The sequence below is a fragment of the Pseudomonas sp. RC3H12 genome (genome assembly GCF_018596375.1).
GTDB lineage: Bacteria > Pseudomonadota > Gammaproteobacteria > Pseudomonadales > Pseudomonadaceae > Aquipseudomonas.
In genome coordinates this window covers 570,700-582,665 of sequence record NZ_CP075595.1, presented here as the reverse complement: position 1 = coordinate 582,665, position 11,966 = coordinate 570,700, and the positions used below count along the sequence as shown (strand labels likewise).

Here is an 11,966-nt window from a genome sequence, read left to right as displayed (position 1 = left end):
CAGCAGCCCCCACCGGGCGCCAGCACTTGCTCTCGACTATGCCGATTTCGTCACTCACCTTGCAGAAAACCATCAAGAACCGAGCCCCCGATCGGTCCACTCTATGCCCCACGCAAGCCGCCCCATGACCTACAAGAACGCGGCGCATGCCGCCGCATCGTGACATCAGACCTGCCTATCCAAAACCTACAAGAAGGCGCACCCATGTCAGGCAAATTCAAGAAACAGCTGTCACTGCTGGACCTCACCTTCATCGGCCTCGGTGCCATCTTCGGCTCGGGCTGGCTGTTCGCCGCCAGCCACGTCTCGGCCATCGCCGGGCCGGCCGGCATCCTCTCCTGGTTCCTCGGCGGTTTCGCCGTGCTGCTGCTGGGCATCGTCTACTGCGAGCTCGGCGCCGCCCTGCCACGGGCCGGCGGCGTGGTGCGCTACCCGGTGTACTCCCACGGCCCGCTGCTCGGCTACCTGATGGGTTTCATCACCCTGATCGCCTTCTCCAGCCTGATCGCCATCGAGGTGGTCGCCTCGCGCCAGTACGCCGCGGCCTGGTTCCCGGCGCTGACCAAGAGCGGCTCCAGCGACCCGACGGTGCTCGGCTGGCTGGTGCAGTTCGCCCTGCTGGGGCTGTTCTTCGTGCTCAACTACCGCAGCGTGAAGACCTTCGCCAAGGCCAACAACCTGGTCAGCGTGTTCAAGTTCATCGTGCCGCTGCTGGTGATCGGCGTGCTGTTCACCTTCTTCAAGCCGGAGAACTTCGAGGTCCAAGGCTTCGCCCCGTTCGGCCTGTCCGGGGTGGAGATGGCGGTGTCGGCCGGTGGCATCATCTTCGCCTACCTGGGCCTGACCCCGATCATCTCGGTGGCCAGCGAGGTGAAGAACCCGCAGCGCACCATCCCTATCGCGCTGATTCTCTCGGTGCTGCTGTCCACCGCGATCTATGCCCTGCTGCAACTGGCGTTCCTCGGCAGCGTGCCGACCGAGATGATTGCCAACGGCTGGGCCGGGGTGACCAAGGAACTGGCCCTGCCCTACCGTGACATCGCCCTGGCCCTGGGCGTCGGCTGGCTGGCCTACCTGGTGGTGGCCGACGCGGTGATCTCGCCCAGCGGCTGCGGCAACATCTACATGAACGCCACCCCGCGAGTGATCTACGGCTGGGCCCAGACCGGCACCTTCTTCAAGTACTTCACCCGCATCGACGAGCAGTCCGGCATCCCGCGCCCGGCGCTGTGGCTGACCTTCGCCCTGGCAGTGTTCTGGACCCTGCCATTCCCGTCGTGGGAAGCGCTGATCAACGTGGTCTCCGCCGCGCTGGTGCTGAGCTATGCCGTAGCCCCGGTATCCGTGGCCGCCCTGCGCCGCAGCGCCCCGGACATGGCCCGGCCGTTCCGGGTCAAGGGCATGGGCGTGCTCGGCCCGCTGTCGTTCATCATCGCCGCGCTGATCGTCTACTGGTCGGGGTGGAACACCGTGTCCTGGCTGCTGGCGCTGCAGATCGTGATGTTCGTGCTGTACCTGCTGTGCCGCCGCTTCGTGCCTACCGAACACCTGTCGCTGGGCCAGCAGGTGCGCTCGTCGGCCTGGCTGATCGGCTTCTACGCCGTGACCATTTTCCTCTCCTGGCTGGGCAGCTTCGGTGGCCTGGGCGTGATCGGCCACCCGCTGGATACCGTGGCCGTGGCTGCCAGTGCCCTGGGCATCTACTACTGGGGCGCCGCCACCGGCGTGCCGGCGCGGCTGGTGCGCCTCGATGGCGACGACGAAAGCGAAGCCAGCAGCGAACCCCATGCCGGCCAGCAGCCCGCCGCTGTCGCCTCCTGACCCACTACAGATTGGACACGCTGATGAAACAGGTTCATGTCATCGACTCCCATACCGGCGGCGAACCGACCCGCCTGGTGATGAAGGGCTTCCCTCCATTGCACGGCCATAGCATGGCCGAGCAGCGCGACGAGCTGCGCGAGCTGCACGACCACTGGCGCCGCGCCTGCCTGCTGGAGCCGCGCGGCAACGATGTACTGGTGGGCGCGCTCCATTGCCCGCCGGTCTCGGCCGACGCGACCTGCGGGGTGATCTTCTTCAACAACGCCGGCTACCTGAACATGTGCGGCCACGGCACCATCGGCCTGGTGGCTTCGCTGCACCACCTCGGCCTGATCGAACCTGGCATGCATAAGATCGACACACCGGTCGGCCAAGTCAGTGCCACTTTGCATGACGACGGTTCCGTCACCGTCGGCAACGTGCCGTCCTACCGCTATCGCCGTCAGGTGGCGGTGCAAGTGCCAGGGCATGGCCAGGTGTGCGGCGACATCGCCTGGGGCGGCAACTGGTTCTTCCTGGTCTGCGACCACGGCCAGCATATCGAGCTGGACAACCGCGAAGCCCTCACCGACTACACCTGGGCCCTGCTCAAGGCACTCGAAGCCCAAGGCATCACCGGCGAGGACGGCGCCCCGATCGACCATGTCGAGCTGTTCGCCGACGACACCAACGCCGACAGCCGCAACTTCGTCATGTGCCCCGGCAAGGCCTACGACCGCTCGCCCTGCGGCACCGGCACCAGCGCCAAGCTGGCGTGCCTGGCCGCTGACGGCAAGCTCGCCGAAGGCCAGACCTGGGTCCAGGCCAGCATCACCGGCAGCCAGTTCCAGGGCCGCTACGAACGCGACGGCGAACGCATTCGCCCGTTCATCACCGGCCGCGCCCACATGACCGCCGACAGCACCCTGCTGATCGACGAACAGGATCCCTTCGCCTGGGGCATCTGACCCCGTTCATTTCCCACTGAATACCGCCAGGAGTGACAACAATGACCGACAACATCTTCACCGGCACCATGCCCGCCCTGATGACCCCTTGCACCGCCGAGCGCAAGCCGGACTTCGACGCCCTGGTGCGCAAGGGCCGCGAACTGATCGACGCCGGCATGAGCGCGGTGGTGTACTGCGGTTCGATGGGCGACTGGCCGCTGCTGACCGAGGCCGAGCGCCAGGAAGGCGTGGCGCGCCTGGTAGCCGCCGGCATCCCGACCATCGTCGGCACCGGCGCGGTGAACACCCGCGAAGCCGTATCCCATGCCGCCCACGCCGCCAAGGTCGGCGCCGCCGGCCTGATGGTCATCCCCCGCGTGCTGTCCCGCGGCGCCTCGCTGATCGCCCAGAAGCACCACTTCTCGGCAATCCTCGCCGCCGCGCCGAAGCTGCCGGCGGTGATATACAACAGCCCCTACTACGGCTTCGCCACCCGCGCCGACCTGTTCTTCGAGCTGCGCCGCGAGTACCCGAACCTGATCGGCTTCAAGGAGTTCGGCGGTGGCGCCGACCTGCGCTACGCCGCCGAGCACATCACCTCCCAGGACGACGCTGTGACGCTGATGGTCGGCGTCGACACGCAAGTGGTGCATGGCTTCGTCAACTGCAACGCCACCGGCGCCATCACCGGCATCGGCAACGCGCTGCCCCGTGAAGTGCTGCAACTGGTCAGTCTGAGCAAACGCGCCGCCAAGGGCGATGCCAAGGCCCGACGCCAGGCCCGGGAGCTGGAGTCGGCGCTGGCAGTGCTGTCATCGTTCGATGAAGGCTGCGACCTGGTGCTGTACTACAAGCACCTGATGGTGCTCAACGGTGACAGCGAGTACCGCCTGCACTTCAACGAAACCGATGCCCTCAGCGACGCCCAGCGCAACTATGCCGAGCAGCAGTACGCGCTGTTCCGCAGCTGGTACGCCAACTGGTCGGCCGAGCAGAACCAGGCCTGATTCCAGGAGCCGCCTCGCACCCCATCGCCAGCAAACCAGCGCCCACAAGCTTCAAGCCTTGTGCAGTACCTGTGGGAGCCGGCTTGCCGGCGATGGGCCGCACAGCGGCCCGCTTTCTCCCAAACTCAATCCCAAAGGACGCCCCATGACCCTGACAGGCAACCTGCTGATCGGCCAGCGTGCCGTGCCCGGCAACCGCGAAGCAATCCGCGCCATCGACCCGAGCAGCGACCAGGCCCTGGAACCCGCTTATGCCGGCGCCAGCGGCGAACAGGTGGCTCAGGCCTGCGCCCTGGCCTGGGCGGCATTCGATACCTACCGCGAAACGCCCCTCGAACAACGCGCCCGTTTTCTCGAAATCATCGCCGAACAGATCGAAGCACTGGGCGATGCGCTGATCGACCGCGCCCACGCCGAGACCGGCCTGCCCAAGGCCCGCCTGCTGGGTGAGCGCGGCCGCACCTGCGCCCAGCTGCGCACCTTCGCCCGGGTGGTACGCGCCGGTGAGTGGCTGGATGTGCGCGTGGACAATGCCCTGCCCGAGCGCCAGCCGCTGCCCCGTCCGGACCTGCGCCAACGCCAGGTGGCCCTGGGCCCGGTGGCGGTGTTTGGCGCCAGCAACTTCCCGCTGGCGTTCTCGGTGGCTGGCGGCGACACCACCTCGGCACTGGCCGCGGGCTGCCCGGTGGTGGTCAAGGCCCACGGCGCCCACCCCGGCACCAGCGAACTGGTCGGCCAGGCCGTGGCCCGGGCGGTCGCACAGTGCGAATTGCCCGAAGGCGTGTTTTCCCTGTTATACGGCGTGGGCCGTGAAGTAGGCATCGGCCTGGTCACTGATCCACGCATCAAGGCGGTCGGTTTCACCGGTTCACGCAGCGGAGGCCTCGCCCTTTGCCAGGCGGCCCAGGCGCGCCCGGAGCCGATCCCGGTCTATGCCGAAATGAGCGCTATCAACCCGGTGTTCCTGTTCGATGGCGCCTTGCGCTCGCGCAGCGAAGCCCTGGCGCAAGGCTTTGTCACTTCGCTGACCCAAGGCGCCGGCCAGTTCTGCACCAATCCCGGGCTGGTGGTCGCCCGACAGGGGCCGGCCCTCGAACACTTCCTGGTTGCCGCCAGCGCCCTTGTTGGCCAAGCGGCGGCGCAGACCATGCTTACTCCGGGTATCGCCAATGCCTATGCTGGCGGCGTGGCAGCGCTGAGCGAAAACCAAAACGCCCGGTGCGCGGCGAGCGGTCTGCTAGCGCAGGGACCGAACCAGTGCCAGGCTCAGTTGTTCGTCACCACCGCGCTGGCGTTTCTTGCCGACCCTACGCTGCAAGCCGAAGTGTTCGGCGCTACCTCACTGGTGGTGGCATGCGACAACGATGAGCAAATCCGCCAGGTGGCCGAGCATCTGGAAGGCCAACTGACCGCCACCCTGCACCTGGACGAGGCCGATCTGCACAGCGCCCGCCGCCTGCTGCCAACCCTCGAACGCAAGGCCGGGCGGATCCTGGTCAATGGCTGGCCGACCGGGGTCGAGGTCAGCGATGCCATGGTCCATGGCGGCCCGTTCCCGGCCACCTCGGACGCCCGCAGTACCTCGGTGGGCACTGCGGCGATCCTGCGCTTCCTGCGCCCGGTGTGCTACCAGGACTTCCCCGACGCCCTGCTGCCCGGTGCATTGCAGCAGGCCAATCCGCTGCACCTGCGGCGGCTGCTCGATGGCCAGCGGGAAGTCTGAACGATGACCGCCTCTGACACGGACATCGCCGTGGTCGGCGCCGGCATCGTCGGCGTCGCCTGCGCCCTGCGGCTGGCACGCCAGGGCCGCCGGGTGCTGCTGATCGATCGCCAGGCACCAGGCCACGGCGCTTCGTATGGCAACGCCGGGCACCTGGCCACCGAGCAGGTGTTTCCCATCGCCGACCTGTCGATTCTCAAGCGCCTGCCAGCCATGCTGCTGGACCCCATGGGCCCGCTGCGCCTGGACTGGAAGTACCTGCCCCGCGCCCTGCCCTGGTTCACCCGGCTGCTGCTGAACCTGCGCCCGGCGCCGTTCCAGCGCAGCGTGGCGGGCATTCGGGCGTTGAATGAAAACAGCCTTGGCGCCTGGCAACGGCTGCTCGCCTCCATCGACTGCAGCCCCTTGCTCAAGGAAGACGGGTCGCTGCTGGTGTTCGAACGCCATGAATCGCGCCAGGCCCTCGCGGCGTTGCGCGCCCGCATGCAGGCACAGGGCGTACCCGTGGACCTGTGGTCGGCACAGGCGGTGAGCGAGGCGGCGCCGCAGTTGAGCCCGTCGATCCTGGGTGGCCTGTTCTTCCCGCGTACCGGTCACTTCCTCGACCCCTATCAAGTGGTCTGCGAACTATTCAGCGCCGCCAGGGCCAGTGGCGTACGCTTTCTGCGCGCTGAGGTCAGTGGCGGCCGGGTGCATGGCCAGGGCGTCAGCCTTGCCAGCGACCAGGGCCCCCTCGAGGCCAGCCAGGTGTTGATCAGCGCCGGCGCCCACTCGGCCAAGCTCACCGCCACCCTGACCGGTCGGCGGGTGCCCCTGGATACCGAGCGCGGCTACCACCTGATGCTGCCGGCGGAGCACCAGCGCCTGCCGTTTGCCGTCACCTCGCTGGAGCGCAAGTTCATCATGACGCCCATGGCCGACGGCCTGCGCCTGGCCGGCACGGTGGAGTTCGCCGGGCTCGAGGCGCCGCCGAGCATGCAGCGGGCGTGGCAACTGCACAGGTTGAGCAAGGGTTTGTTTCGGCGTGAGCTGGATGCCGAGGGGGCGACGCCGTGGATGGGGTTCCGGCCTTCGTTGCCGGATTCGCTGCCGGTGATCGACCGGGTGGCCGATGGCAAGGTGTTGCTGGCGTTCGGGCATCAGCATTTGGGCTTGACCCAGGCGGCGGTGACGGCGGAATGGATGGGGCGGTTGGTAAATGGCGAAGACTGCCCGCAAATCAGCGCCTACCGATTGAGCCGCTTTTGAAAAGGGGGGCCGCGTCGCGGCCCCAGCCTCACTCAGCGATAACGCTCGAGCCAGTGCGCATAAGGTGCTGGCAAGGTCCACGATGCCTTGTCCACGCCCAGGGCCTTGGCAGCGGCATATGGCCAGTGCGGGTCAGCCAGGTGCGCACGCCCCACCGACACCAGGTCCAACTGGTTGGCCTGCAACGCGCCTTCGGCCAGCTCCGGGGTGCCGAAGCCCCAGGCCGAGGTCACCGGCAGCTTGGCCTCGCGACGCACACGTTCGGCGATCGGGCCCATGAACGCCGGCCCCCATGGGATGTTGGTCTCAGGAATGGTGAAGCCAACGCTGACGCTCAGCAGGTCCAGGCCACCGGCCTTGAACCGGCGCGCCAGTTCGATGGATTCCTGCAGGGTCTGCTCGTCACGGCCGTCATACTCCAGCACGCCAAAGCGGGCGGTCAGCGGCAGGTTCTCCGGCCACACCTCACGCACGGCGGCCAGGGTTTCCAAAAGGAAGCGCGTGCGGTTGTCGAAGCTGCCGCCGTAGGCATCGGTGCGCTGGTTGGAATGCTCGGAGAAGAAGCTCTGGCCCAGATAGCCGTGGGCAAAGTGCAGTTCGATCCATTCGAAGCCGGCATCGCGGGCGCGGCGTGCGGCATCGACGAAGTCCTGCTTGACCCGGGCGATATCGTCCAGGGTCATGGCCTTCGGCACTTTCGGCAGGTGGGCGCCGAAGGCGATGGCGGATGGGGCGATGGTGTCCCAGCCACGGGCATCGTCGGCGGCGATGTGGTCGTCACCTTCCCAGGGGCGGTTGGCGCTGGCCTTGCGCCCGGCGTGGGCGATCTGGATGCCCGGCACGGAACCGGCGGCCTTGATCGCCTTGACCACCGGCACGAACGCCTGGGCCTGGACGTCGTTCCAGATCCCGGCGCAGCCGGGGGTGATGCGCCCTTCCGGGGACACCGCGGTGGCCTCGACCACCACCAGGCCGGCGCCACCACGGGCCAGGCCCGCGTAATGCACCTGGTGCCAGTCATTGATCAGGCCATCCTCGGCCATGTACTGGCACATCGGCGGAATGGCGATGCGGTTGCGCAGGGTGACGTCTTTGAGGGTGTAGGGTTCGAACAAGGCGGCCATGAGGTAACTCCAGGACGGGGTTGGATACGATTGTTCGATCATATTCGAACTATGGCAATTTGTGAAACCCCCGTTATCATGTCGACCATGCGAGCCTATACCCACCCCAATCCCGAAGACCTGACGCTGGAGCGCCTGCTCTACGCGCTGAGCGACCCTGTGCGCATGGATATCGTGCGCCGCCTGGCGGGTGTCGCCGAAGCCAGCTGCGGCGAGCTGGACGGCGGCCGGCCCAAGTCGAGCATGTCCCATCACTTCCGTGTACTGCGTGACTCGGGGCTGGTGTACACCCGCAATGTCGGTACCACGCACATGAACTCGTTGCGCAGCGATGAGCTCGAAAGCCGTTTTCCAGGGTTGCTGGGCAGCATTCTCGAGCAGCGTTGAACCCCAGCCTGCCACCGACGGGAGCCGTTTCCATCGATAGTCCAGGCACAAAAAAACCACGAGGCCGCCAGGGGCGATCCTCGTGGTTGGTGTTGCCGGGCAAGCCCGGCAAGCATGGGCCTTACAGCGCCATGTCGTTCGCAGGCTTGCTCTCGACCGGTGCGCCTGGGGCGGCAGTGGTCTTGACGCTCTGATCGAGCACCGGCGGCTTCTCCAGCTGCAGCACTTCGGCGGTGTAGTCCCACTCTTTCTGGGTGGCAGCGGCCGAGTCGTTCAGCTTGGTACCGTAGCTCGGCACGATTTCCTTGATCTTGGCCTGCCACTCAGGGGTGGCGACCTTCTCCTTGAACACGGTTTCGAGCACGTTGAGCATGATCGGCGCGGCGGTCGAGGCACCTGGCGAGGCGCCCAGCAGGCCGGCGATGGTGCGGTCCTGGGAAGCCACGACCTCGGTGCCCAGCTTCAGCACGCCGCCCTTCTCTTCGTCACGCTTGATGATCTGCACGCGCTGACCGGCCTGCCACAGCTTCCAGTCTTCCTTCTTGGCGTTCGGGAAGTAGGTCTGCAGGGCAGCGAAACGGTCGTCGTCCGACTGCATCAGCTGGCCGGCGAGGTATTCCACCAACGGGTACTGGTCGATACCCACGCGAGCCATCGGCCAGACGTTGTGGGTGGTGGCGCTGCTCAGCAGGTCCAGGTACGAGCCGTTCTTCAGGAACTTGGTCGAGAAGGTGGCGAATGGCCCGAACAGGATCACGCGCTTGCCGTCCAGCACGCGGGTGTCCAGGTGCGGTACCGACATGGGTGGCGCGCCGGTCGAGGCGATGCCGTAGGCCTTGGCCATGTGCTGCATGGCAACGGTCGGGTTCTCGGTCACCAGGAACGAGCCACCTACCGGGAAGCCTGCGTATTCCTTGGCTTCCGGGATGCCCGACTTCTGCAGCAGCTTCAGCGCGCCGCCGCCGGCACCGATGAACAGGAACTTGGCGTCGGTGGCCGATTCGGTACCGTCCTTCAGGTTCTTGTACTCGACGTGCCAGGAGCCGTCTTCGTTGCGGGTGATGTCCTGCACTTCGGTGGACAGCTTGAGATCGAAGTTCTCTTTGGTCTGCAGGCTGCCAACGAACTGGCGGGTGATCTCGCCGAAGTTGACGTCGGTGCCGATCGGGGTCCAGGTGACCGCCAGCTTCTGGTTCGGGTCACGGCCTTCCATCATCAGCGGGACCCACTTGGCGATCTGCGCGTGGTCCTCGGAGTACTGCATCGGGCGGAACAGCGGGCTGGCCTGCAGGGCGTCGTAGCGCTTCTTCAGGAACTTGATGTTGTCATCGCCCCAGACGAAGCTCATGTGCGGGGTGGTGTTGATGAACGAGTGCGGGTTCTTCAGCACGCCCTGGCGTACCTGCCAGGCCCAGAACTGGCGGGAGATCTGGAACGACTCGTTGATCTCGATGGCCTTGGTGATGTTGACGTTGCCGTCTTTGTCTTCCGGGGTGTAGTTCAGCTCGGCCAGCGCGGAGTGGCCGGTACCGGCGTTGTTCCAGCCGTTGGAGCTTTCTTCGGCGACGCCGTCCAGGCGCTCGACCATCTCCATCGACCAGCTTGGCTCCAACTCGTTGAGCCAGACAGCCAGGGTGGAGCTCATGATGCCGCCGCCAACCAGCAGCACGTCGACTTTCTTGGTGTCGGCAGCGTGCGCTTGCATGAAGCTCGCCGCGACAGCCAGACCCAGCAAGGTCTTGCCAGCTTTCTTGAACATTGATCGATTCCAGTCAGTAGAACGGAGGGTGGGCCTGTGGCTGGCCCAGGTATTCCATGTTCTTCAGCGCAGGCTTGTTGTGATCATTGTTCAGCAGCCAGAGAGACATTGGACGCGCCAGCCTTTGGTCGGATTGACCGACAAGGCTGAAACGATTGACGGATTGTAACCGAATTGCCAGCACAAACAAACGCGGCCCACCCTGTCAATGCGGCACTTCGCATCAGGGTGGGCCGCGCTTCCCGGAGCTACCTCAGACTTCCGGGAACACACCGTCCTCGAACGGTTCCTCGGTGCCGCCCTCGGTTTCCTCGGCGGTATCGTTGACCTCCTCCGACAGCTCGGTCGCTTCCGCCTGTACCTCCACAGCCTCCTTGACCTGCTCCGCGAGTTCTTCATTCACCGCGTTGCCCATATCCTCGACGATCTGCGGCAACTGCTCGTTGACCGTGGTGACGTTGGTGTTGGCCCCCGAGATATCGCCGGCCTCGAGCTGCCCCTTGGCCTCGAGCAGATTGTCGTTAGCCTCTTCCAGCTGATCAGTCACCTCGATCTGGGCCAGGTCGCTCACCTGTTCGGCGGCACTGTCGATCGCCCCGCCAGTATTGTCGCTGGCCACCGACTTGTACGCCGAACTGCCGCTGGCGCGCACCTCGGACACCGAGGAGGAGAAATCCGCCTCGCTCGGTACCTCGGCCTGCACGTCGCCCGAGGCATTGTCGAGCTGCGCCTGGTTGTCGGCACGGGCCTGGTCGCCGACCTGCTGCCCGTCGTTCTGCGCGTCCTGTACCTGCTCGGAGGTGGGGTCCTTGCCGTCGTTCTCGTTGGCCTTGTCCTCGGCCAGCTTGTCGTTCTTGGCGGTCAGTTTCTGCTTGAGGAAGTCCAGGGCCATCCACAGCCCCATGGCCTCCATGAAGTATTTGAACACGGTGCCGAAGGTCAGGCTCGACCAGAACTTGTCCCAGCCCGACTCCGGCGCCAGCGGGATGGCGATCACCGACTTGCCCAGCATGGTGCCGGCCAGCAGGGTCAGGGCCGTGGTGTCCGAATCCTTGCCGGTGAAAGTGCCCTTGTAGCCGAAGGTGCAGTTCAGGGTGATGGCGCCACCGCTGCTGTCGATCAGCTGGCCATTGGAGAACTGCAGCGTCTTGCTGCTGCCCTGGGACGTGAGGGTGATGGTATAGGCGCTCTGGCGGTCGCTGGGGTCGGCCGGCGACGGCGCGTTGGCCTTGCGGGTGAAGGTGATGGTGCCCTCGGAAGTCGCGCCCTTGGCATTCTGCCCGGTGGCCGCCGAGTACACGTAGAAGGTCGCGCCCGGCTTGCCCTGGTCGTTCATTCCCCACAGATAGGCGAAGCCGCGCATCCAGGTGCTGACCGCGACATAGCTGGGGAAGTCCAGGCCAGCGAACGTCGGGTACTGGTTGAAGAACGCCGCCATCTTGGCATTGCCATCGGCAACCGAACCGCTGCTGAAGGCATCCTTCATGGCCGACTGGAAGTTGGCCGACATCTGCGACGAAGGCGAGGTCATGATGTTCTGGCAGAACGTCAGGGCGGTCTGCATGTTCTTCGCCGCCGCTGCGGTGATATTGATGTCGGGGTAGGTCTCGGTATTGAAGTCGAGCTGCTCGCCCACGGTCATCACCGGAAACAGCGAGTCGGTCCTGGACACCAGCAGGTTGTAGAGATGCGATACGGCGGTCTGGTGCTGGCTGTTGACATAGGTGTCATGCAGCGTGGCCGTGGTGCTGGCACCGTTTTTCAGCACGTTGCCGCTGGCCATCGACAGGAACTTGAGGTCCTGCAGGTAGCCCTGTTCGCTGGTGCCGCTGGCGGCATGGGCGTCGAGCACCACGACATCGACACCGGACTGGTTGCTCAGCTTGACGGTCTCGTTGATTTGCGTGGCGGTGCTCAGTTTGGCGGTATTGGCAGTGTTCACGTTGCTCTCCTTGCTGGTTGCGG

At 65.7% G+C, this 11,966-nt stretch carries 9 protein-coding genes; 6 read left to right on the top strand and 3 right to left on the bottom strand.

The window, feature by feature from the left end:
• The first annotated feature begins 204 nt into the window (after window positions 1–204).
• From KHO27_RS02720 to KHO27_RS02700, 5 genes are all read left to right on the top strand, one after another.
• Complete coding sequence (locus KHO27_RS02720) at window positions 205–1,821, top strand: APC family permease (protein WP_214501140.1); 1,617 nt, start codon at window positions 205–207, stop codon at window positions 1,819–1,821.
• Window positions 1,822–1,844: 23 nt separating this feature from the next.
• Window positions 1,845–2,771: a 4-hydroxyproline epimerase gene (locus tag KHO27_RS02715; protein WP_214501139.1), complete on the top strand. Its 927-nt coding sequence runs from the start codon at window positions 1,845–1,847 to the stop codon at window positions 2,769–2,771.
• A gap of 41 nt (window positions 2,772–2,812) precedes the next feature.
• Window positions 2,813–3,760, top strand: a complete 948-nt coding sequence (locus tag KHO27_RS02710; RefSeq protein WP_110697915.1) for a dihydrodipicolinate synthase family protein — start codon at window positions 2,813–2,815, stop codon at window positions 3,758–3,760.
• Between the two features lie 145 nt (window positions 3,761–3,905).
• Window positions 3,906–5,483: an aldehyde dehydrogenase (NADP(+)) gene (locus KHO27_RS02705; RefSeq protein ID WP_214501138.1), complete on the top strand. Its 1,578-nt coding sequence runs from the start codon at window positions 3,906–3,908 to the stop codon at window positions 5,481–5,483.
• A 3-nt stretch (window positions 5,484–5,486) separates the two neighbouring features.
• Entirely contained in the window at window positions 5,487–6,731 is a 1,245-nt protein-coding gene (locus KHO27_RS02700; RefSeq protein WP_214501137.1) for an NAD(P)/FAD-dependent oxidoreductase, read from the top strand.
• 32 nt (window positions 6,732–6,763) lie between these two features.
• Here KHO27_RS02700 and KHO27_RS02695 read toward each other — a convergent pair whose 3' ends face one another.
• The gene (locus tag KHO27_RS02695; protein WP_110697909.1) at window positions 6,764–7,855 is read right to left on the bottom strand and encodes an NADH:flavin oxidoreductase/NADH oxidase; all 1,092 of its coding nucleotides are present in this window, start codon (window positions 7,853–7,855) and stop codon (window positions 6,764–6,766) included.
• A 51-nt stretch (window positions 7,856–7,906) separates the two neighbouring features.
• Between KHO27_RS02695 and KHO27_RS02690 the strand changes: the two genes are divergently transcribed.
• On the top strand, window positions 7,907–8,242 hold the full coding sequence (locus KHO27_RS02690) for an ArsR/SmtB family transcription factor (RefSeq protein WP_046856709.1): 336 nt from the start codon (window positions 7,907–7,909) through the stop codon (window positions 8,240–8,242).
• A 121-nt stretch (window positions 8,243–8,363) separates the two neighbouring features.
• Here KHO27_RS02690 and mqo read toward each other — a convergent pair whose 3' ends face one another.
• Window positions 8,364–10,001 (bottom strand): malate dehydrogenase (quinone), encoded by a 1,638-nt coding sequence (gene mqo, locus KHO27_RS02685; RefSeq protein WP_102681699.1) that lies wholly within the window; start codon window positions 9,999–10,001, stop codon window positions 8,364–8,366.
• Window positions 10,002–10,254: 253 nt separating this feature from the next.
• Window positions 10,255–11,943, bottom strand: coding sequence for a hypothetical protein (locus KHO27_RS02680; RefSeq protein ID WP_102681698.1), 1,689 nt, complete (start codon window positions 11,941–11,943; stop codon window positions 10,255–10,257).
• Window positions 11,944–11,966 lie beyond the last annotated feature (23 nt).

Coding starts and splice junctions, on each gene's coding strand:
- KHO27_RS02720 (WP_214501140.1), top strand. CDS start 205: ATGTCAGGCAAATTCAAGAAACAGCTGTCACTGCTGGACCTCACCTTC.
- mqo (WP_102681699.1), bottom strand. CDS start 10,001: ATGTTCAAGAAAGCTGGCAAGACCTTGCTGGGTCTGGCTGTCGCGGCG.
- KHO27_RS02710 (WP_110697915.1), top strand. CDS start 2,813: ATGACCGACAACATCTTCACCGGCACCATGCCCGCCCTGATGACCCCT.
- KHO27_RS02715 (WP_214501139.1), top strand. CDS start 1,845: ATGAAACAGGTTCATGTCATCGACTCCCATACCGGCGGCGAACCGACC.
- KHO27_RS02700 (WP_214501137.1), top strand. CDS start 5,487: ATGACCGCCTCTGACACGGACATCGCCGTGGTCGGCGCCGGCATCGTC.
- KHO27_RS02690 (WP_046856709.1), top strand. CDS start 7,907: ATGGCAATTTGTGAAACCCCCGTTATCATGTCGACCATGCGAGCCTAT.
- KHO27_RS02705 (WP_214501138.1), top strand. CDS start 3,906: ATGACCCTGACAGGCAACCTGCTGATCGGCCAGCGTGCCGTGCCCGGC.
- KHO27_RS02695 (WP_110697909.1), bottom strand. CDS start 7,855: ATGGCCGCCTTGTTCGAACCCTACACCCTCAAAGACGTCACCCTGCGC.